This window comes from Candidatus Contendobacter odensis Run_B_J11 (assembly GCF_000531125.1).
GTDB classification, from domain to species: domain Bacteria; phylum Pseudomonadota; class Gammaproteobacteria; order Competibacterales; family Competibacteraceae; genus Contendibacter; species Contendibacter odensensis.
Window position 1 is genome coordinate 1 of sequence record NZ_CBTK010000290.1, and the last position, 22,125, is coordinate 22,125.

The following is a 22,125-nucleotide window of genomic DNA, read 5'->3' on the forward strand; positions in this document are numbered from 1 at the left end:
CCCGTGCAGGCCGTCTGATCATGAACAACCCTCACAGAAACACAATACAAGGGCGGGTTAGCCAAGCGTAACCCGCCACCTCCACGACTCTTGCCCTTGGGAAGGCGGCTTACAGCGGTCACCTAACCCGCTGATTTTGTGCTGAGCAAACCGCAGCAAAAGAAACTGCATCAACTTGAGCTTGTCGGTATGCGGCAGGAATTCCACCATGGGCAAGAGTTCAGCCATAGACATCGCTATAAAATCCCCAGATAGCCAAAAAGGCCAAAGTCACGGCGCAATCTTGGGCGGTTTGTCGCCCCACGGCATCATCGCCACTGCCGAAAGCGAATTTTTCGGCGAGCCTTCGACCAGCTTGTCGCTATAGACCAGATACACCAAGGTATTGCGCGGCTGGTCGAGGAAGCGCACCACCCGCATCTTCTTGAACAGCAGCGAGCGGCGCTCGGTGAATACTTCCTCGCCGTCCTTGAGCTTCTCCTTGACGCTAATCGGCCCTACTTGACGACAGGCGATAGAGGCATCGGAGGTGTCCTCAGCCAGCCCCAGCCCGCCTTTGACACCGCCGGTCTGCGAGCGGCTGACATAGCAGGTCACTCCGGCAATTTTGGGGTCATCGAAGGCTTCAATCACAATCTTGTGATTCGGCCCCAGCCACTGGAAGGCGGTATCCACGCTGCCAACTTCCTGAGCATGAAGCCCGGACGCCAACAGCCACAGGGTGCCGCCCAGCAAGCCGGTGAATAGAGTGCGTTGCATCAAAGTCTCTCCGTAAAGGAAATCGGGCGGGAAGATACCGCTATTCAATCCGAGAACAGCCGCTACTGCCCGGCACACAAGGACTCACACGGCATCCCGTCCTTGTCGCCATCCAGTGATTTTACCCCGCAGGTGTCAAGATAAAACCGCGCCTCAGCGCACGAAGCCATTTCTCCACAGCGGTGTTTAGACCCGCATGAGTCATTCCGCGCCGCAGAAATCGCTGGTTTTGGCGCTTCGCCATGCCGCCAATCCCACGGCGGCAGCGGATTCGAATCAGCCCACAACCCGCGCCGCGCCGCTTTCGCCTCCGCTTCCAGCGTATACAGGCTCGGCGTCGTCGCATATTGGCGATACACCCACGCCATCCCGCGCCGCACCTGTTCGGCATCGAGACTCTGGCCCGCCACGAACACCACGCCAACAGTGCGCCCGTAGTCGTCGTGGGCGCGCACCTCGACAGTCACGGTCTTATTGAAGGCCAGTTGCGACAAACTCTGCTTGCTGCGCGATCCAAACGGTTGATCCTGTTCCGGCGCGTCAATTTCTGCCAGGCGGATTTTGACCCGCTGCCGGTCAGCAGTGAGCAGCGTCAAGGTATCGCCATCGGATACGCTGACAACCCGACCGGTCAAGGTTTCGGCTGTCGCTGCTCCAACCACAACCAGCGCCAGCAGCACACCTAACCCACGCAGCATCACGGTTATTCTCCCTAAAAGCGGCGGTCAGCACGATCAGGTCAACCAGGCTGGCAATCAGCACAAACGGCAACAGCAGAGCAGGCGGGATTCGAGAAAAGGGCGGTAGCGTTCATAAAAAGATTGCGCGACGATTGCGGAGAGTCGCAGGTGTGCGTTACTTCAGCGCTTCATTGAATCGAAGAATTCCTTGTTGGTCCGGGTACTTTTGAGCCGATCCAGCATGAATTCCATGGCCTGCAACTCATCCATCGGGTGCAGCAGCTTGCGCAAAATCCACATCTTCTGAAGTTCGTCGGCATCGGTCAGCAGTTCCTCGCGGCGGGTGCCGGAACGGTTGATGTCAATGGACGGGAACACCCGTTTTTCGGAAATTCGCCGGTCGAGGTGAATTTCCAGGTTGCCGGTACCCTTGAATTCCTCGTAAATCACATCGTCCATCCGCGAGCCGGTATCGATCAGCGCGGTGGCAATGATGGTCAACGAACCGCCTTCCTCGATATTGCGAGCCGCGCCAAAGAAGCGTTTCGGTTTTTGCAGCGCATTAGCGTCCACTCCGCCGGTCAGCACCTTGCCGGAGGCCGGCACCACCGTGTTGTAGGCCCGCGCCAGCCGGGTGATGGAATCCAGCAGAATCACTACGTCACGCTTGTGTTCGACCAGCCGCTTGGCCTTGTCCGACACCATTTCCGCCACTTGCACATGGCGGGTGGCCGGCTCGTCGAAGGTGCTGGACACCACTTCGCCGCGCACCGACCGCTGCATCTCGGTCACTTCTTCGGGGCGCTCGTCAATCAGCAATACGATCAAATAGCATTCGGGATGGTTGAGGGCGATGCTCTGGGCAATGTTCTGCAACATCATGGTCTTGCCGGCCTTGGGCGGCGACACGATCAAACCACGCTGACCCTTGCCGATGGGTGCGATCAGGTCAATCAACCGCGCCGTAATGTCCTCGGTGCTGCCGTTGCCGCGCTCCAGCGTCATCCGGCTGTTGGCGTGCAGCGGGGTGAGATTCTCAAACAGCACTTTGTTCTTGGAAGCTTCCGGCGGCTCGAAATTGATGTCGCCGACCTTGAGCAGGGCGAAATAGCGTTCACCTTCCTTGGGCGGGCGAATTTTGCCGTTGACGGTATCGCCGGTGCGCAGGTTGAAACGGCGGATCTGGCTGGGCGAAACGTAGATATCGTCGGGACCGGCCAGATAGGAACTGTCGGCAGAGCGCAGGAAGCCAAAGCCATCCTGCAGGATTTCCAGCACACCATCGCCGGAGATGTCCTCGCCACTTTTGGCCAGCGCTTTGAGGATGGCGAAGATCACATCCTGCTTGCGGGACCGCGCCATGCCTTCGAGTTTCAGCTCCTGGGCAATGGCGATCAGATCGGCGGCGGATTTCTTCTTGAGTTCAGTCAGATTCATGGACGAAACAGGCTCAGGGCGGCGGGCGCGACGGAAAGGCGCTCGTGGGGAGGAGTGAATGGCAGGGCTCCTGGGTGGGGGCCGAACCGGACAGGCGGAACGGTGCGGGGAACAAAATGGAATTTTAGAGGTCGCGGCCTAGCAACTAACCTAGCACGGACGTAAAACGGCGTCTACCTTGAAGCGGACGCCGTGGGTAAGACTTCAGCTCAGGCCGCTGTCCAGAAAGGCGATCAACTGTGACTTGGATACAGCGCCCACCTTGGTCGCTTCAACCGTACCATTACGGAACAGCATCAGAGTGGGAATGCCACGGATGCCGTACTGGGGGGGCGTATTCTGGTTTTCATCCACGTTCAGCTTGCAGATCTTGATGCGCCCTGCGTAATGAGTTGCGAGTTCGTCCAGGATCGGCGCAATCATCCGGCACGGCCCGCACCATTCAGCCCAGTAATCCACCAACACCGGCTGTTCGGCCTTGAGTACCTCCGCCTCAAAAGTGGCATCGGTGATATGCACAATTTGCTCGCTCACGGATAGAGTTCTCCAATTCGGAATCGGGAGGCGGTTCGCCAAAATGCAATGATTCGGGAAATACGGCGCCAGCCATCGTGGCGCGTTCCAGCAGCTAACGGGATATTTACGACGGGGGCAACCGCGAAAATCAGCGGCGCACAGCATTCAATGACGGATATTGTGGCAAAATAATCAATCGGGGCACAAATTCTTTCGATGTATTCCAGCCCAAATCGGGCACTCGCGCAAGCCCCCAACCCTGCTCACCCGGGAATAATCACCAAAAATCATGCAAACCGATCATCTGACCCATGTCCTATTTTCCTCACTTGGTCTAAGCGAATCGCTGCTGGAAAGCCTGGCGGATGCTGGCTTCGTCCATTGTACGCCGATTCAGGCTGCTACCTTGCCTCTGGCGCTTAAAGGCCAGGATATCGCTGGCCAGGCCCAAACCGGCACCGGTAAAACAGCCGCTTTTCTGCTGGCTGCTCTGCATCATTTGATGGAAACCCCCATCGCCGAAGGCACGGTCGGTCCCTGGGCTATCGTCATCGCGCCCACCCGTGAGCTGGCGGTGCAAATCCACCGCGACGCCGAATTAATCGGTCGCTACACTGGCCTTAAGTTCGCCGCAGTGTTCGGCGGCACCGGCTACGAATCCCAGCGTCGCCAACTTGAAGCCGGCGTGGACGTACTCATCGGTACGCCCGGACGCCTGATTGATTACTACAAACAGGGCATCTACACCCTGAATGGGATTGAGGTGGTGGTGCTGGATGAGGCCGACCGAATGTTCGATCTCGGTTTCATCACCGATATCCGCTATCTGCTGCGCAAGATGCCGGCGCCCGGCCAGCGCATTAACATGCTGTTCTCGGCCACTCTGAGCAACCGGGTGATGGAACTGGCCTACGAACACATGAACAACCCCCAGGTGATTCGAATCGAGGCCGAGCACGTCACCGCCGACAAGGTGCGCCAGGTGCTGTATCACGTCTCCGCTCACGACAAAATATCACTTCTGCTCGGGTTACTGCGCCAGCAGAAACCCAAACGCACCATGGTTTTCGTCAACACCAAACGGGCGGCGGATCAGGTGACCGGTTATCTGCTCGGCAACGGCTATGAAGCCGGGGTATTGTCGGGCGACATCCCTCAGAACAAGCGCTTGCAATTGCTGGAAGCGTTTCAACGGGGCGAACTGCCAATTTTGGTCGCGACCGAGGTGGCGGCGCGAGGTCTGCATATCGCCGATGTCACCCACGTTATCAACTTCGATCTGCCGCAGGATCAGGAAGATTACGTTCACCGCATCGGGCGCACGGCCCGGATTGGCGCCAGCGGCGACGCCATCAGCTTCGCCTGCGAGCAGTACGTCTACTCGCTACCGGATATTGAAAATTTCATTGGTCAGAAAATTCCGGTATTGCCAATTACTGAGGATCTGCTGGTGGAATACAAGCCGCCCAAACGACTGGATCGTCCGCGTCCGCCACTGGCTGGCGGTGATCGCCACCGGGGTCGTGCGCCGCAACGTCGCCCCACCCACCGGACCTGAGCCGGCTTTGCGCGTAGCGCAACCGTGATCGCCAGCCCCTCATGCCAAGCCGCAGCAGTCACGCGACAACGGTTAATTGAGGCTGTGAAACCAAGGGGTATGAGGTTAACACGATGGAATTGAAAGACTATCTGTTACTGCTGGCTCGCCGGGATGGATCGGACATCTACCTCAGTACTGGAGCGCCCCCTTGCGGCAAGTTTCAGGGGGTACTGCGGGCGCTGGACAAGGATCCGTTGCTGCCAGGCCGGGTCAAGCAGATCGCCTATTCAGTGATGGATCCGGCGCAGACCGCCGAATTCGAGAAGACGTTGGAGATGAATCTGGCGATCAGCGAGACCGGGATCGGGCGGTTCCGAATTAATATCTTCAAGCAACGCGGTGAACTCTCGATGGTGATCCGCAATATCAAGACCGACATCCCCAGCGTCGCCGATCTGGGTCTGCCACCGATCCTAACCGAGGTGATCATGTCCAAGCGCGGACTGATCCTGTTCGTCGGCGGCACCGGATCGGGCAAATCCACTTCGCTGGCGGCGCTGATTGACCACCGCAACAGTAACAGTGGTGGCCACATCATCACCATCGAAGATCCTATCGAGTTCGTCCATCACCACAAACGCTCGATCATCAATCAGCGTGAGGTCGGGGTAGACACGCTCAGCTACGCCGACGCACTGAAGAACACGCTACGGCAGGCGCCGGATGTGATCCTGATCGGCGAAATCCGCGACCGCGAAACCATGGAACACGCGCTGGCTTTTGCCGAAACCGGTCATCTGGCCATCTCCACCCTGCACGCCAACAGCGCCAATCAAGCGCTGGACCGCATCATCAACTTCTTCCCGGAAGAGCGGCGCCCGCAACTACAGATCGACCTGTCAACCAATCTGCGCGCCTTCGTGTCACAACGGCTGATCCCAACGGTGGACGGCAAACGGGCCGCCGCTATCGAGATTCTGCTGAACTCGCCGATGGTGGAGATGCTGATCAAGCGTGGTGAGGTGGGCAGTATCAAGGAAGTGATGGAGAAGTCTGCCGGACTGGGGATGCGGACCTTCGATCAAGCCCTGTTTGAACTGTATCAGGCCGGACGGATCGGCTATGAGGAGGCGATCAAGAATGCCGATTCCGCCAATAATCTGCGATTGCGGATCAACTTGGGCGGGCAATCGCCACGCCCGGAAGGCGGCGGCGGAGCAACCTTGACGCTGGAGACGATTGAGGAGCCGGCTGAGAAAGAACCCGCTGCCGGTGCGTCGCCGGTCGCCGGTCGCCCGATGCCGCGTCCGGGTGGGAGTTAAGGTGAACGCCGCTGCTCGTTTGACAACCCTGTTGGTTCCCACCGAGGTGAGGGGCTTGATCTTCGACTGCGACGGCACCTTGGCCGATACCTTGCCGCTGCATTATGCGGCGTGGGAGGAGACCTTTGCGACGCTGGGGCTGCATTGCCCGCTGGAATTTCTGCTTCGACACAACGGCAAGCCTACTGATCGGATTGTCACCCTGTACAACGCCGAATTTGATCAGCAGATCGATATTCATCAATTCACGGCGGATAAGGAACGCCGGACCTATGCCCGACTCGACCGGGCGCAGCCCTTGGAGCCGGTGGCGACGCTGGCGCGGCGCTATCACGGCCGCCTGCCGATGGCCGTGGTTTCAGGCAGTAACCGCGCCAACGTGGAGCGGACGTTGAAGACCATCGGTCTGCGCGAGTTATTTCCGGTGGTGCTGACCGCCGACGATGGTTTGCCACCCAAACCGGCTCCGGATTTGTTTCTGGAAGCGGCTCGTCGGTTGGGAGTGGACCCACGGGATTGTCAGGTGTTCGAGGATGCCGACGCCGGTCTGGAAGCCGCTCGTTGCGCTGGAATGCTGGCCACCGATGTGCGTTCAGTGTTGGGACTGTGATAGATCTCAAGCCATGCTCGAACCTCTTCCGCCGCGCCCCCGCCTTTTCGGCCTCAAGCGCCAATTTTTGCTGCTACTGGCCGGGGTTTATGTGCTGACCGGCACGGTAGCGCTGGGGCTATTCGGCTGGGGCATCCACCGCGTGACCCGGCAATTGGGCGAGGAATTCGCTGCCCAATACGCGCTGCGACAGAAAGACCGCATTCTGGCGCCGATTCAACGCGAACTGGCCCTGGCCCGCACGCTGACCGATTCGCCGCTGCTCCAACGCTGGGTGCGCGACGAAAACAATCCTGATCTTAAGGCCGCTGCCTTGGCGGAGTTGGAAAGCTACCGCCGTCATTTTGCTGACCGCAGTTACTTTGTCGCTATTGATTCGTCCAAACACTTCTACTTCAACGACGCCGCCAACGCTTATCAAGGTCGGGAACTCGGTCATACCCTTGATCCTAATCTGCCCAGCGATTCCTGGTACTTTGCCACGCTGGCGCAGTCGGCAGATTTCGTGCTGAACATCAATTACGACGTGCCTCTCAATATCAATAAGCTCTGGTTTAATGTCGTCATTCGGGATGGCGCTGAACAACTGGGGGTAGGCGGGACCGGGCTGGAGTTGGACCGCTTTATCAAGGCGGTACTCAGCGAGGATCGCCAAGGAGTGCAAACCCTGTTACTGGATCGGGCGGGCGCGATTAAGGCACATCATCAGCGCGCCTACATTGATTTCAATACCGTAGCCAAGCCTGAAGCGGAACGCAGCACCCTGTATCGGTTGCTGACGACGCCACAAGAGCAAGATTTACTGCGCGCCCAACTGGAACGGCTTAGCACCGGTCAAATCGCGGTTGCGGTGCTGCCATTGACAGTCGAGGGAAAACCGCATCTGGTCGCTATTGCCTATCTTCAGGAAATTCAATGGTTCGCGGTGGCTCTGGTGGATATTGCCGATATTTACCGTTTTGGACGGTTTGCGCCATTTGCGGCGCTGTTGGCCTTGTCGCTGCTGGCGCTGGCGGGCGCAGTAACGGTGCTGCTTAACCGGCTGGTACTCAATCCGCTGGCCCAGTTGCATCATTCCACTCAAGCCATTGCCGCCGGTGATTACAGGCCATTGGCTGTGGTGGAGACCCATAATGAGATTGGGGAATTGACCAGCGCGTTTAACGACATGGCGCGAACGGTGCGGCAACACACTGATCATCTGGAGCAGCGAGTCGCAGAGCGCACCCGCGAACTCGATCAGGCCAACGGACAACTGGCGGAAGCGCACCGCCAGGTTCTCGACAGCATTCAATACGCCCAATTGCTCCAGCAGGCGATTCTGCCCCTGCCGGAATTATTGGCGCGGGCGCTGGGCGAACATTTTGTCATCTGGCGACCCCGCAATCTGGTCGGCGGCGATTTCTACTATTGCCAAGCGGATGAGCGAGGCTGTCTGTTAGTGGTCGCGGACTGCACCGGTCATGGGGTGCCCGGCGCGTTTATGACCATGGCGGTTAATTCGGTGTTGAACCATATCACCGGCACTTGCGGGATTGACGATCCAGCCCGTCTCTTGCAAGCGGTTAACCGGCTGTTGCGCGCCACCTTGCGGCAGGACGAGATGGGCGAGGGTTTCGAGAATGGTCTGGATGCCGGCGTGTGCTATTGGTCCTGGTCGGCGTCGAGCCTGATCTTCGCTGGGGCGCGGCTGGATTTGTACTATCGGGATGCCGACGGCGCCGTTGCAGTCCTTCGCGGTGACGGGTGTAGTGTGGGCTATCGGCGTTCCAACCCGGACTGGACCTTTGTGAGTCACGCCGTCGAAAGGGCGCCGGGTCGGGTTTTCTATCTGATCACCGATGGCCTGCTGGATCAGTCCGGCGGGCCGAAGGGTTATGGTTTTGGACGCCAACGCTTTCTGGCGTTTTTGCAGCAACAGGGCCATCTGCCGCTGGCTGCGCAGCAGATAGCGCTGGAACAGACGCTAGCGAACTGGCAGGGCGAACAATCGCAGCGCGATGATATGACCGTAATCGGTTTTCGTCCCGTGCTGGAACCACCCCTCTCACCTTGAGGAGTATGAACCGTGAACCCTCTTGATCTGACCCGTCTGCAACAGGAACTTAGCGATCAGGGCATCCTGATGAGTTTTAGTGGGCCGTTTTCGCACAGCATCATCGAGGAGTTGGGCAAAGCAGTGAAGAATCATCTGGAAAATGCGCAGGCGACCCGCTCGGTACTGATGGATGTGTTCGCGGTCTATATCGAACAGGCCCAGAATGTGCGCAACTATATCTCCCGTTGGGAGCAACATGCGGATCAGGCGCGGCTGGCGAATTCCGGTATCGTAGTGATTGCCCGCGAAGGTGAGCGCTATGTGGTCAGTTCCGGTAATCTGCTGAGTTGGGCGGACGCGCCGACCTTGATGGCGCGGCTGGAGCGGCTGCGTGACTTGGATAAGGCGGGATTGAAAGCCTTGTACAAGGAGCAGATGCGCCAGCCGCTGACCGCAGAAGGCGGCGCGGGACTGGGGTTGACCGAGATGGCGCGCAAAGCCAGCGAACCCCTGGAACATACGCTGAGTACCGTGGATGATCAGTATTTATTCTTTAGTCTACGGGTGGTGATCTGACGGCCAAGAGGGAACAAAGCAATGGATAATCTCATAATTGAAGCCACCCGGTCGTCGCCCGCAATTCAATTTGACGCTGACCGCCATTACTTGAGTATTTGTGGTGAGTCCTATCCAGAGAATGCGGCAGCGTTCTATGCGCCGGTCTTTGCCTGGCTCAAAGCGTTTTTGGCTGGACTCAATGATCCCGCTACGGCAGTGCAGGTCAATCTGGAAATTCGCTATTTGAACAGTAGCAGCACCAAGGTGATGCTGAATTTCCTCGACCTGCTGGAGCAGGCGGCGCAGGACGGCAAGCAAATCCGGGTCCACTGGTTTTACGATCCCGATAACGAGGCGGTGCTGGAATGTGGTCAGGATTTCAGCGAGGAGCTACAAGCATTGACCTTCAAGTTAGTAGAGAAAGGCTAAGATCCGGAAGATGAGCGCCCCCGAAACCGGTTTACTTGATAACGAAGAACAAGCGCTGGCGGCAGCAGAAGGGCTGGTGCGTGCTGGCCCACCGGGGCCTGGGGCCGATGCCTTCGCCGACCTGACCCGGCAATACGCCCGGCTGCTGCGCCATGTGCGCTATCTCATTAAAGTCAGTGACCGGATGCAGGTAGAACTCAATCATCTCAATGACCGGTTGCGAGAAAGCGAGCAGAAATATCGGTCGCTGTTTGAAAACGTCAGTGAGGGCATTTTCATTGCGCAACTGGATGGGCGGTTTGTGGATGTCAATCCAGCGCTGGCGCAGATTCTGGGCTATAAAATGCCGGTCGAGTTTTTGCGGGCACATGCGGAAGATTCGCTGTGGCCGTTTCTGGATGAAACCGAGAAGGAGCGCTTTCTTGGTACGCTGGCGGAATATGGGGTAGCGACCCATTTGCAATTGCGAATGATGCGCCGGGATGGGGTGGCGATCTGGGTTGAGATCAACGCCCATACCTGCACCGATGTTCGGGGGCCGGTGATGGCGGTCGAAGGAATGCTGTCCGACATTACTGAGCGCAAGCGGATGTTGGAGGAATTACGCTATTTGGCGACCACTGATGGGCTGACCGGTCTTTACAACCGCCGGCATTTTCTGGAGTTGTGCGAGCGGGAATTGCTCCGATCCCGCCGTTATCGGTCGGAAATCGTGCTATTGATGCTGGATGCCGATCACTTCAAAACGGTCAATGATACTTACGGCCATAGTGTGGGCGATGAGGCGTTGCGCCTGATCGCTCGCCTGTGTCGATCCCAGTTGCGCGAGGTGGACATTATTGGGCGGCTGGGCGGGGAGGAGTTCGCGGTGCTGCTGCCGCAAACCAGCTTACAGGCCGGATACGAGGCCGCTGAACGCCTGCGCAATGCCATTGCCCAAACGGCCCTGCCGCTGGGCGACGGACGAATGCTGCGATTCACGGTGAGCATTGGGGTGTGTTCCTGTGCGACCCAGAAAGTGACGGTCGAAGAACTGCTCAAGGCGGCGGATCAGGCGCTGTATGCGGCCAAGGACCAAGGACGCAATCAGGTGGCGCTGCAACCGGAGGGGTGAACCGCAGCGGCGGTGCGGGCGCTGGCGTCAGGTGGCGCTGCAACCGGAGGGGGTTGACAGCTACTGAAAACTTTATTGACTTTCATGGGCTTTCATTTAAGAATCTTGGCCGTTCTCAGGAACCTACCGCCAGTTGGGCGGAAAGTAACGCTTGCAGAGAGGGCGTGAGACCTGGGGGAACATGCGGTCGCCTCATCAGCGTAAAGTTCCCCACCCGTGGGGAATTTGAGTGGCGAAAACCAAGCCGTACCCTTGGGCAACCTCGTTGAAGCAAGAAGTGAGCTATGGAATAAAAGACCATGGTTTACGCAACGGATCACCCTGAAAGATCCCAGGGTCTTCCTTAAGTCATCCCGCTGCCCGCCCGCAGCATCCCCCGTCCAACGATGAACTCGATCACCGCCTCCAAGCCCTGCCGGGTTTTGAGGTTGGTAAACACAAAAGGACGCTCGCCGCGCATCTTGCGGGCGTCGCGATCCATCACTTCCAACGAGGCGCCGACATAAGGCGCGAGATCAATTTTATTGATCACCAGCAGATCGGAGCGGGTGATGCCGGGACCGCCCTTGCGCGGAATCTTGTCGCCCGCAGCCACGTCGATCACATAAAGCGTCAGGTCTGACAGTTCTGGGCTAAAGGTCGCGCTCAGATTGTCGCCGCCGGATTCCACGAGAACTAAATCCAGATCGGGAAAGCGCTCGCAGAGTTGCGCCACCGCCGCCAGATTCATTGAGGCATCTTCCCGAATTGCAGTGTGCGGACAACCGCCGGTTTCCACCCCGACGATGCGATCCGGTTCCAACGCCTCAGCGCGGGTCAGAAACTGGGCATCTTCGTAGGTATAGATGTCGTTGGTGACCACCGCGATCTGATAACGGTCGCGCAACGCCTTGCACAATGCCTCTACCAGAGCCGTCTTGCCGGAACCGACCGGCCCGCCTACGCCAACCCGCAGGGTGGATTTATTCATGCGACGTTCCATGATGGCGATCCAGAAAACCGCATTGTCGCCACGCCTCGTAAACGACAATGGCAACTGCGTTGGACAAATTCAAACTGCGGGCTTCAGTTCGCATCGGGATGTGCAGCCGCTGTTCCGACGCAAGATCGGCCAAGACTTGAGCGGGCAATCCTCGCGTTTCTGGCCCGAACAGCAAGGCATCATCAGGCTGGTAAGCAACCGCGTGGTAAGAACGTGCGCCTTTGGTGGTCAGGGCGAACAAGCGTGGCGGTCGCACCTCAGCGAGAAATGCCGCCAGATTGCGATGCAGTTTTACCGTGGCCCACTGGTGATAATCCAGCCCGGCCCGCCGCAACAAGCGATCTTCCAGTTGGAACCTGATCGGTTCAATCAGGTGCAGCCGTGCGCCGGTGTTGGCGCACAGCCGGATGATATTGCCGGTGTTGGGGGGAATTTCCGGCTCAAACAGAATGATGTCGAACATGGCTAGCTGGACCACCGCGCCTGCCCATTCATTCGAGTTGCAATTCCTTGATTTTGCGGGTCAGGGTATTCCGTCCCCAGCCCAGCAACCGAGCCGCATCCTGCCGATGACCGCCGGTCTGCTCCAGCGCCACCTGAATCAGCACCCGCTCGAAGCTCGGCAGCGCCGTTTCCAGCAGGCTCTGCTCACCGCGCCCCAGGCTCTGGCTCGCCCACAGCCGCAGTGCCGTCTCCCAGTTGTGGCCACCGTCATTCGCCGCCGGACTGCGCTCCCGCAATTCCATCGGCAAATCTTCCAGGTGAATCTCCCGACCCGAAGCCATCACCGTCAGCCAGCGGCACAGATTTTCCAACTGGCGGACGTTACCAGGCCAATCCAGCCGGCTCAGATAGGTTTCAGTTTCCGGACGCAGAATTTTTGACTCAACCCCCAGTTCCCGTCCCGCCTGCCCCAAAAACCGCCGGGTCAACAACGGGATATCCTCGCGCCGCCGACTCAGCGACGGCAACTGAATGCGAATGACATTCAGCCGATGGTAGAGATCATCGCGGAATAACCCATCACGCACCCGCTGCTCCAGATTCTGATGCGTCGCAGCGATCACCCGCACATCAACCCGGGTTGGCAGGTGACCGCCCACCCGGTAAAACTCACCCTCGGCCAGCACCCGCAACAACCGGGTCTGCAATTCCGCCGGCATATCGCCGATCTCGTCCAGAAACAGGGTGCCGCTATTGGCTTGCTCGAAACGTCCTTGGCGAGCAGTTTGTGCGCCGGTAAAAGCGCCGCGTTCGTGGCCGAACAGCTCCGATTCCAGCAAATCGCGGGGAATAGCGGCGGTATTGATGGCGATAAACGGCTTGTCAGCGCGTGGACTGTGGCGGTGCAGGGCGCGAGCCACCAGTTCCTTACCGGTGCCGGATTCGCCGGTGATCAGCACCGTAATATTGGAATGCGACAACCGGCCAATGGCGCGAAACACCTCCTGCATCGCCGGCCCTTCACCAACAATCTCAGGCAGTTTTTCAATCTGCTCCGGCGGATCAGTTTTCTGGCGGTGCATCTGGCAGGCACGGCGGACCAGGGCCACTGCTTCGTCTACATCAAACGGTTTGGGCAAATACTCGAACGCTCCGCCCTGATAAGCCGACACCGCGCTATCCAGATCGGAATGGGCGGTCATAATAATGACCGGCAAATCCGGCACTCGCTCCCGCAGCCGGGCCAGTAGTTCCAGACCGCTCATCCCCGGCATCCGGATATCGGCGATGATCGCATCCGGTCGCCCTTGGCGCAGTGCCTCAATGACGCCCGCCGCACTGTCGAAGGACTTGACCGTCATCTCATCGCGTTGCAGGGCTTTTTCCAGCACCCAGCGAATGGCATGGTCATCGTCAATCACCCAGATCTGTTCTTTTCGGATCATGCCGGTTTTCCCAAGGGCAGCAACAGTGTGAAAACGGTTTCGCCGGGCCGGCTGGTGCATTCGATCAGGCCACCATGCTGGTTAACGATGCTCTGGGCAATGGACAGGCCCAGCCCGGTGCCATCGGGCCGACCACTGATCATTGGATAAAAAATCTGTTCCTGTTGATCGGGAGGAATGCCGGGACCGTCATCCACGATGTCCAGCCGCGCCACCAGCTTATGACGCTTGGCGCCGATGGTGTACTGGCGCTGAACCCGGCTGCGCAGAGTGATGACGCCCCATTGGCCCAGGGCCTGCACCGCATTGCGCACCACGTTGAGCATCGCCTGAATCAGCCGGTCAGCATCGCCCCACAGCGGCGGAATACTCGGATCATAGTCGCGCTCAATCCGGATGCCGGGCGGCGCTTCGGCCTCGACCAGGCCACATACTCGCTCCATGATTTCGTGAATGCTGACATCGCTGTGAATGGGCAGTTGGTTGGGACCGAGCATCCGATCCACCAGATTACGCAACCGGTCGGCTTCACCGATGATGATGCGGGTGTACTCGCGCAACGCCGGGTCCGGCAACTCCCGCTCCAGCAGTTGCGCCGCTCCGCGCAGACCACCCAGCGGATTTTTGATCTCATGTGCCAGGTTGCGCACCAGCGCACGGGTGGTGTGATGCTGGGCCATGATGTTTTCCTCGCGACTGATTCGCAGCCGCCAATCCACTTGCCGCAGCTCCAGCAACAAGCCGATGGGTGGATCACGCTCCAGCAACGGCGCGGCAGTGCAATCCACCGTCACGGTCCGATCCAGGGCAAGGTTGAGTTGCAGTTCCCGCTCGATATAGGGGTGGCCGTTTTCCAGACACTGCCGCAACCCGGCAATAAACGATTTGGCACCGACGATCAGGTCTGGTAAAGCCAGTTGGTGGGCTTTACGAAAACTCAGTTCGAACAGCGTCTCCGCCGACGGATTCATGAACAACAACCGCAACTGCTGGTCAAGCACCAGTACGGCAATGCTCAAGCCCTCCACCACTCGGCGGGAGTAGTCTTTATACACGTTCGCCTCGTTTTCTGGTCGTCATCACCGTTACAGCAAAAACCAAACCAATTTAGGTAACTTGCGATCACTGATACTTAATATCGTGTTCGCCGCGCCCTTCCAGGACACACCACTGCGTTATGTGCGCATCTGATTTATCATTATGGCCGATCTTTTGCACTTTATTAGTGCAAAACCTCCAATAAAAACGCCCCCGATGGGGGCGTCGTTGTAAACGGACATGGGCCTAGCGCGGCTTTCACGCTACGCCTGTGACGATTACAGGCTGTAGTACATATCAAATTCGACCGGGTGCGTGGTCATCCGCAAGCGAGTTACTTCCTCGTTCTTGAGGGTGATATAGGCCTCGATCAAGTCGTCAGTGAACACGCCGCCCTTGGTCAGGAACTCGTGGTCGGCAGCCAGTGCGGCCAGCGCCTCGTCGAAGTAGAAGCAGACCTTGGGAATGGCTTTCTCCTCCTCCGGTGGCAGGTCGTAAAGATCCTTGTCCATCGGCTCACCCGGATGGATCTTGTTCTGGATACCGTCCAGGCCAGCCATCATCATCGCGGCAAAGGCCAGATACGGATTAGCGGTCGAATCAGGGAAGCGCACTTCGATCCGGCGACCCTTCGGATTCTGGACATGAGGAATACGAATGGAGGCGGAACGATTACGGGCCGAGTAGGCCAGCATCACCGGCGCTTCAAAGCCGGGCACCAGTCGCTTGTAGCTGTTGGTAGATGCATTGGTGAAGGCGTTCAGAGCCTTGGCGTGCTTGATGATGCCGCCGATGTAATACAGCGCCGTTTCCGACAGGCCGGCGTACAGATCGCCGGAAAACAGGTTGACGCCATCTTTAGTGAGCGACTGGTGAACATGCATCCCGCTGCCGTTATCACCGACCAGCGGCTTGGGCATGAAGGTGACGGTCTTACCGTAACTCTGGGCGACGTTCTGGATCGCATACTTCAGCGACTGCACCTCGTCGGCCTTGCGCACCAGGGTGTTGAACTGGACGCCGATCTCGCACTGGCCGGCGGTGGCGACTTCGTGATGATGCACCTCAACAACATGACCCATCTGCTCCAGCGCCAGGCACATTGCGCCACGGATGTCGTGCAGCGAATCCACCGGCGGCACCGGGAAGTAGCCCCCCTTGATGCCGGGGCGATGGCCGAAGTTGCCGCCTTCGTAGGCACGCTCGGAATTCCAGCCGGCCTCGGAGGAGTCAATTTTGTAGGAACAGCCGCTGATATTTGCGCCCCAACGCACGTCGTCGAAGATAAAGAACTCATTTTCCGGGCCGAAATAGGCGGTATCGGCAACACCAGTGGACTTCAGATAGGCTTCTGCCCGCCGCGCCACCGAACGTGGGTCACGTTCGTAGCCCTGCATAGTATTGGGTTCAATCACATCGCAGGTGAGCAGCAGGGTGGGTTCCTCGAAGAACGGATCGATGCAGGCGGTGGCCGGATCGGGCATCAGGATCATGTCCGATTCCTGGATACCCTTCCAGCCGGCGATAGATGAGCCGTCGAACATCTTGCCGTCCTCAAACACATCCTCGTCCATGGCACTGATCGGCACGGTAACGTGCTGTTCCTTGCCACGGGTATCCGTGAAACGGTAGTCCACGAACTTGATGCCCTTTTCCTCGATCAGCTTCATCACATCGGCAGCATTCATCGTCATTGATTCCTCGGGTTTGGAAAGAGTCGGTTGTTAGTGGGTCGCCTGCGGTGCGAAATGGCAACACACTCTGCCCGCCGCGTTTCAGCAGGAACCGTGCCACAGGAATTTTTTTCCAGCAATGGCCGTAAACCGTGCAGTTTCAGGGTGCATAAATCCATTATCTCTGTTCTATTTTAGGGCGCAGATGGAAGCAGTCGCACTATTTTAGTGCTTCTGCGCTATGTGATGCCGACGGCTATCCTATTGGGTGAACGGCTTATACTGCCGCCCTGGCAAAATCTATTAACTGGAGAGCAAAGCATGAAACTGGAATTTATGGTTGAGAATGTCAAATGCGGTGGCTGCGCCGGCGCGATTCAGGCGGGCCTGCGCCAGAATACCCAGGTTAGGGATGTCGTCGTGGATGTGCCGGCTGGCCGGGTTACGGTGGAGGTCGAAGCAGACCTCCGGGCGGAATTGAGCGCGGCATTGAAAGCGCTGGGCTATCCCGAAAAAGCGCACTAATCCGCGCCCGTCAGTACCAGATGCAGGAGCCGGAAGAGCGCCGGCCCTGCGCCCGTCACCCATGCTTAGAAGCGCATACCAATGTTGAGACCCACGACAATCGGATCGATGTTCACAGTACCAAGGGTGCCGAGGACGTTTGACTTGGCCTTGGTATCAATATCCATATAGCTGACCACCGCGTTTACAAACCAGTTAGGAGCCACGTCAATATCGACGCCTAACTCCCCCGCTAGGCCCCAGGACGGATCCAGGGTTAGCTTGGTGCCGGACAGGGGACCGGTGGTGTCTTCAGAGAAGAAGAAGGTGTAATTCAGGCCCACACCGGCATAGGGACGAACGGTGCTGGTTGGCATGAAGTGATACTGTAAAAAGAGCGTCGGGGGTAACTGTGAAGTGCTGCCAACCTTGGTGCCCGCGAGGGTGATGTCGTGCTTGAACGGCAGGGCAGCAATCAGTTCAATACCAATGTTCGGCGTCGCCATGTAGGTGAGGTTGAAACCCAGGCTGTAGCCGTTGTCCACATCGATCATTCCCAGTGCAGTATTCAGGTTATCGGATTTTGGGAATATGCCCCACGCACCGACCCGACCGATCCAGTCGCCGGCCTCATAGGCTTGGGCGACTCCCACCAACAGACTGCCCGCCAGAGCTGCTGCCAAAGTGCTTTTGGTGAATTTCGTAGCCATCGCTTACTCCCTATATCACTCTATTTTCGGTGGATTGAAGAATCAAAATGCGGTATTCACGCAAAACTATTGTGTACTATTCCTGACAAAACAGTCAAAATAATAAAAATGTATCTACAACGCAACAACTGGTTACATTATTCCTCCTCCAGCGGCGGCAGCACCTGAATGATCTCTTCAAAGGTGGTCAGCCCGGCAGCAATCTGTAAGGCGGCGCTCACCCGCAGCGGGCGCATCCCCTGTTCACAGGCTCGGCGGCGAAGGTCGGTCGCGTCCATATCGGGGCGCAACAACCGGCGCAGTTCCGGGGTAACGGTCAGCAGCTCATACAGACCGACGCGGCCCAGATAGCCGGTGTTACGGCATTCTGGACAGCCGCGTGGCTCTCGGATCATGGCTGGTTTCGGTAGCGACCACGGCCGAATCAGTGCATCCCACAGAGCCGGATCCAGTTGGCCCTCACCTTTGCAATGCGGGCACAGGGTCCGCACCAGCCGCTGCGCCATCACCCCGATCAACACGTTTTGAATCAGATAGTGGGGAATACCGAGATCGAGCAGTCGGGTTACTGCCGAGGCCGCATCGTTGGTATGCAGGGTTGAGAGCACCAGATGCCCGGTTAATGCCGCCTGCACTGCCATTTGTGCGGCTTCCAGATCCCGGATTTCGCCCACCATGATGATGTCAGGGTCCTGCCGCAGCAGGGTGCGAATGCCTTGGGCGAAGCTCAAGTCAATCGCTGGATGGACCTGCATCTGATTGAGTTCCGGCACCACCATCTCGATGGGATCTTCGACGGTGCAGACGTTCACCTCCGGGTTCGCCAGATGCTTGAGCGTGGTGTAGAGGGTGGTGGTCTTGCCGGAGCCGGTTGGGCCGGTGACCAGTACGATACCGTGCGGACGGGCGATCATCGTCCGCCAAATTGCTTCCTCGGCGGGGGCGAATCCCAACTGGCCGAAGTTTTTGGTCACCGTGTCCGGGTCAAAAATACGCAGTACACATTTCTCGCCGAAGGCAGTCGGCATGGTGGACAGGCGGAGTTCAATTTCCCGTCCGGCTGGGGTGCGAGTCTTAATCCGGCCATCCTGCGGGCGGCGCTTTTCAGCCACGTCCATCCGGCCCAGAATCTTGATCCGGCTGGTGACCGCGCTCATCACCGGCGGCGGCAACTGATAAATCGCGTTCAGCACCCCGTCAATGCGGAAGCGGATCTGGCCCTGTTCGCGGCGCGGTTCCAGATGAATATCACTGGCACGCTGGGCGAAGGCGTATTGCAGCAGCCAATCCACAATCTGCACGATGGGCCGTTCATCCGCGCTCAGTTCGCCGCGTCGGCCCAGTTCCAGTAACTGCTCGAAGTTGAGGATGCTCGATACCGGTTCCAGCGAACCTTTAAGGGCACCACGCACCGAGCGCGATACGCCATAAAATTCCAACTGATAGCGGTTGAGATCCAACGGATTGGCGATGACCCGTTGAATCTCCCGACGCAAAGCCTGCCGCAATACATCCTGCCAGCCGGTGAGATAAGGTTCAGCGGTGGCGAATACGACCCGGCGTTCATCCGCTGCAACCGGCAGGATTTGATAGCGAGCGGCGTACTCGTAGGACACATAGGGCAGTAGCCGCTCGACTGCGGCGATATCAAGCTTGAGCGGATCGATGCGCAAATAGGGCAATCCGACCTTACCGGCCAGCCACTCGGTGAGCCACTCCAGGCTCAGCGCCTGATGCGGCGGTTGCAGTTGGCGCAACTGTTTGTTGGTGATCACCACCAAAGGATGAAGTTCGCCGCGTTCCGAGCGAGCGCCGGCACTGACCTTTTCAATCTCGGTTCGGTCAACCAGACCATCGGCGACCAGTTCATCCAGCACTTCCTTGACGGTCAGCCGGTGTTCGGGCAGGCGTGGTCTGGATGAAGGGCTGGAACGGGGATCAGGGCTGCTGCCCAAAGCGGGAGGAGTGACTGAAACAGTGAGGATCGGCGCATTCACAGCGTTTCCAGCTTGGCGTAAGCCACCACCAGCCACTTGGAACCGCCTGCCTGCGGGAAATCAATCCGCGCTCGGGCGTGGTAGCCCGCGCCCTCGACTTCCAGCACCATGCCTTCGCCAAACTGGGCATGGCGCACCCGCTGGCGGGGCCGCAGCCCGGTGGGTAAGGTAGTGGGCGGCGCCGTTGACACGGCAATGGGCCGGACCGGCAGCGGCGTTTTGGTGCGATGACCGGCGCGAACCCGCACTGCGTGGATCAATTCAGTGGGGATTTCATTCACGAAGCGCGAAGGAGCCGGGTAATTTTCGCGCCCGTACAGGCTGCGTTTTTCGGCATAGCTCACATACAACTGGCGCCGGGCACGAGTGATGCCGACATAGGCCAGCCGTCGTTCTTCTTCCATGCGACCGGCTTCGGCATCGGAACGACTGTGCGGAAACAGCCCTTCCTCCAGCCCGACCAAAAACACCAGCGGAAATTCCAGACCCTTAGCCATGTGCAGCGTCATCAGTTGCACACTGTCCTCGTGGGCAGCGCCTTGGCCTTGGCCGGATTCCAGCACCGCATGAGCCAGAAAAGCGTTCAACCAGTCGGGTTCGTCCGGGTCTATGCCGACAATGACGGGATCGGCGTGAAGGGTAAAATCGCCGCTGGCGTTGACCAGTTCCTCCAGATTCTCCACCCGCATTTCACCCTTGTCAGCCTTGGCCTGTTCGTACATCGCCACCAGGCCGCTGTGGTGGATAACTTGATCAACCCGTTCCGGCAGGGGCCGGTCGCGGCTTTCATGGTCCAACGCTTCGATCAGGTTCAGGAAGCTACGCACCGCGCTGGCCGCTCGCCCGCTCAGTCCGCCGGTGGTGAGCAATTGCAACGCGGCTTGCCACAGTGAACCTCCTTGGTTACGCGCCATTTCCCGCAGCACTTCAACGGTGCGGTCGCCTATCGCCCGTGGCGGCGTGTTGACCACTCGCTCGAAGGCTGGATCGTCATTACGATGGGCGACCAGCCGTAGATAAGCCAGGGCGTCCTTGATTTCAGCGCGCTCGAAGAAACGCAGCCCGCCGTAAATCCGGTACGGCAATGCTGCTGCAATCAGGTGTTCTTCAAACAGCCGCGACTGGGCATTGGAACGGTAGAGAATTGCCGCGTCACTGCGGCGACCACCGTTGGTGACCCACTGGCGAATGCGTTCGATGACAAACCGCGCTTCGTCTGCTTCATTAAAGGCGTTGTAAAGCTGGATCAGTTCACCGTCGCCATCGGCGGTCCACAAATTTTTGCCCAGCCGACCGGCATTGTGGGCGATCAGGGCATTCGCCGCCTTGAGGATGTTGTGAGTGGAGCGGTAGTTCTGTTCCAACCGTATTGTTCGCGTACCGGGAAAGTCAGCGGCAAAACCCTGGAAATTTTCGACCTTGGCCCCGCGCCAGCCGTAGATCGACTGATCATCATCGGCAACGATAAACATATCCGTCTGAGCGTTGCTCAACAGCCGCACCCACTGATACTGAATGGTGTTGGTGTCCTGAAATTCGTCCACCAGCACATGACGAAATCGTTCGCGGTAATGCGCCAGCAGATCTGGGTTATTGCGCCAGAGTTCATAGGCGCGCAGCAGCAGTTCGCCGAAATCCACCAGCCCGCTGCGCTCGCAGTGCTGCTGATAGGCAGCGTAGATGCGCTGGTTTTGGCGTTTGACCGGATCGCCATCGTCGGCCAGATCGGCAGGGCGCTGACCCCCGTCCTTGCACTGATTGATGAAGCTGGCGGCAGCTTGCGGCGGCCATTTCTTCTCATCCAGATTTAGTCCAAGCAGCACCTTTCTCAGCAGCCGTTTCTGATCGTCGCTATCGAGAATCTGGAAGGCGCGGGGCAGCCGGGCTTCCTGCCAGTGCTGGCGCAACAAACGATGCGCAATGCCGTGAAAGGTACCGATCCACAGTCCGGCCAGCGGCTGATCCAGCATCGCCTCGACCCGACCACGCATTTCAGTGGCGGCTTTGTTGGTGAAAGTGACCGCCAGAATAGACCAGGGCGAAGCCTTCTCCACCGTCAGCAACCAGGCAATGCGCCGGGTCAGCACCCGGGTTTTGCCGCTGCCGGCTCCGGCCAGAATGCGGAGAGGCCCCAGCGGCGCGGTGACTGCTTCGCGCTGGGGGTCATTGAGATCTTCGAGAATCCAGGATACGTCCATGGGCGGCGATTCTAGCAAAACCGCCCGGTCGGGGCAGTGTGCTAAATTGACGACTCTATCAAAGTTAGGACTTTCGCTTTCCGTCATTCCCGCGTAGGCGGGAATCCAGTCAGCCGCTGAAAAGCGTGGAT

At 58.4% G+C, this 22,125-nt stretch carries 20 protein-coding genes; 8 read left to right on the forward strand and 12 right to left on the reverse strand.

What is annotated here, in order from left to right; translation table 11 throughout:
- Positions 1-270: 270 nt before the first annotated feature.
- The 4 genes from BN874_RS18415 to trxA all read right to left on the reverse strand — a co-directional run bounded on the left by BN874_RS18415 (position 271) and on the right by trxA (position 3,410).
- A complete protein-coding gene (locus tag BN874_RS18415) occupies positions 271-759 on the reverse strand; it encodes a CreA family protein (RefSeq protein WP_034435814.1) in 489 nt (162 codons plus the stop codon).
- A 62-nt stretch (positions 760-821) separates the two neighbouring features.
- On the reverse strand, positions 822-1,457 hold the full coding sequence (locus tag BN874_RS18420) for a thermonuclease family protein (RefSeq protein ID WP_034435815.1): 636 nt from the start codon (positions 1,455-1,457) through the stop codon (positions 822-824).
- A 162-nt stretch (positions 1,458-1,619) separates the two neighbouring features.
- Positions 1,620-2,876 (reverse strand): transcription termination factor Rho, encoded by a 1,257-nt coding sequence (rho, locus tag BN874_RS18425; RefSeq protein ID WP_034435816.1) that lies wholly within the window; start codon positions 2,874-2,876, stop codon positions 1,620-1,622.
- 204 nt (positions 2,877-3,080) lie between these two features.
- Complete coding sequence (trxA, locus tag BN874_RS18430; protein ID WP_034435817.1) at positions 3,081-3,410, reverse strand: thioredoxin TrxA; 330 nt, start codon at positions 3,408-3,410, stop codon at positions 3,081-3,083.
- Between the two features lie 271 nt (positions 3,411-3,681).
- Between trxA and BN874_RS18435 the strand changes: the two genes are divergently transcribed.
- The 7 genes from BN874_RS18435 to BN874_RS18465 all read left to right on the forward strand — a co-directional run bounded on the left by BN874_RS18435 (position 3,682) and on the right by BN874_RS18465 (position 11,003).
- Positions 3,682-4,950, forward strand: a complete 1,269-nt coding sequence (locus BN874_RS18435) for a DEAD/DEAH box helicase (protein WP_034435818.1) — start codon at positions 3,682-3,684, stop codon at positions 4,948-4,950.
- 113 nt (positions 4,951-5,063) lie between these two features.
- Positions 5,064-6,254, forward strand: a complete 1,191-nt coding sequence (locus BN874_RS18440) for a PilT/PilU family type 4a pilus ATPase (RefSeq protein ID WP_051498050.1) — start codon at positions 5,064-5,066, stop codon at positions 6,252-6,254.
- Between the two features lies 1 nt (position 6,255).
- Positions 6,256-6,864: an HAD family hydrolase gene (locus BN874_RS18445; RefSeq protein ID WP_051498051.1), complete on the forward strand. Its 609-nt coding sequence runs from the start codon at positions 6,256-6,258 to the stop codon at positions 6,862-6,864.
- A 13-nt stretch (positions 6,865-6,877) separates the two neighbouring features.
- Entirely contained in the window at positions 6,878-8,920 is a 2,043-nt protein-coding gene (locus BN874_RS18450) for a SpoIIE family protein phosphatase (protein ID WP_051498052.1), read from the forward strand.
- 12 nt (positions 8,921-8,932) lie between these two features.
- A complete protein-coding gene (locus BN874_RS18455; RefSeq protein ID WP_034435819.1) occupies positions 8,933-9,478 on the forward strand; it encodes a SiaB family protein kinase in 546 nt (181 codons plus the stop codon).
- A 21-nt stretch (positions 9,479-9,499) separates the two neighbouring features.
- Positions 9,500-9,889: a DUF1987 domain-containing protein gene (locus BN874_RS18460; RefSeq protein WP_034435820.1), complete on the forward strand. Its 390-nt coding sequence runs from the start codon at positions 9,500-9,502 to the stop codon at positions 9,887-9,889.
- Between the two features lie 10 nt (positions 9,890-9,899).
- On the forward strand, positions 9,900-11,003 hold the full coding sequence (locus BN874_RS18465; RefSeq protein WP_051498053.1) for a GGDEF domain-containing protein: 1,104 nt from the start codon (positions 9,900-9,902) through the stop codon (positions 11,001-11,003).
- Positions 11,004-11,346: 343 nt separating this feature from the next.
- Here BN874_RS18465 and ureG read toward each other — a convergent pair whose 3' ends face one another.
- The 5 genes from ureG to glnA form a co-directional block, all read right to left on the reverse strand.
- Positions 11,347-11,973 (reverse strand): urease accessory protein UreG, encoded by a 627-nt coding sequence (ureG, locus tag BN874_RS18470; protein ID WP_034435821.1) that lies wholly within the window; start codon positions 11,971-11,973, stop codon positions 11,347-11,349.
- On the reverse strand, positions 11,966-12,448 hold the full coding sequence (gene trmL, locus BN874_RS18475; protein WP_034435822.1) for a tRNA (uridine(34)/cytosine(34)/5-carboxymethylaminomethyluridine(34)-2'-O)-methyltransferase TrmL: 483 nt from the start codon (positions 12,446-12,448) through the stop codon (positions 11,966-11,968). Before trmL ends, ureG begins: the two co-directional genes overlap by 8 nt.
- A 28-nt stretch (positions 12,449-12,476) precedes the next feature.
- The gene (ntrC, locus tag BN874_RS18480; protein WP_034435823.1) at positions 12,477-13,874 is read right to left on the reverse strand and encodes a nitrogen regulation protein NR(I); all 1,398 of its coding nucleotides are present in this window, start codon (positions 13,872-13,874) and stop codon (positions 12,477-12,479) included.
- Positions 13,871-14,929: a nitrogen regulation protein NR(II) gene (glnL, locus tag BN874_RS18485; RefSeq protein ID WP_034435824.1), complete on the reverse strand. Its 1,059-nt coding sequence runs from the start codon at positions 14,927-14,929 to the stop codon at positions 13,871-13,873. Before glnL ends, ntrC begins: the two co-directional genes overlap by 4 nt.
- Before the next feature lie 261 nt (positions 14,930-15,190).
- Entirely contained in the window at positions 15,191-16,600 is a 1,410-nt protein-coding gene (gene glnA / locus BN874_RS18490; RefSeq protein ID WP_034435825.1) for a glutamate--ammonia ligase, read from the reverse strand.
- Positions 16,601-16,906: 306 nt separating this feature from the next.
- Between glnA and BN874_RS18495 the strand changes: the two genes are divergently transcribed.
- Positions 16,907-17,110, forward strand: coding sequence for a heavy-metal-associated domain-containing protein (locus BN874_RS18495; protein ID WP_034435826.1), 204 nt, complete (start codon positions 16,907-16,909; stop codon positions 17,108-17,110).
- 65 nt (positions 17,111-17,175) lie between these two features.
- Here the strand turns inward: BN874_RS18495 and BN874_RS18500 are convergent, their stop codons facing one another.
- The 3 genes from BN874_RS18500 to uvrD all read right to left on the reverse strand — a co-directional run bounded on the left by BN874_RS18500 (position 17,176) and on the right by uvrD (position 21,994).
- Complete coding sequence (locus BN874_RS18500; RefSeq protein WP_034435827.1) at positions 17,176-17,799, reverse strand: OmpW/AlkL family protein; 624 nt, start codon at positions 17,797-17,799, stop codon at positions 17,176-17,178.
- Positions 17,800-17,936: 137 nt separating this feature from the next.
- Positions 17,937-19,754: a GspE/PulE family protein gene (locus BN874_RS18505; RefSeq protein ID WP_051498060.1), complete on the reverse strand. Its 1,818-nt coding sequence runs from the start codon at positions 19,752-19,754 to the stop codon at positions 17,937-17,939.
- A 38-nt stretch (positions 19,755-19,792) separates the two neighbouring features.
- Complete coding sequence (uvrD, locus tag BN874_RS18510; protein ID WP_034435828.1) at positions 19,793-21,994, reverse strand: DNA helicase II; 2,202 nt, start codon at positions 21,992-21,994, stop codon at positions 19,793-19,795.
- Positions 21,995-22,125: the final 131 nt, after the last annotated feature.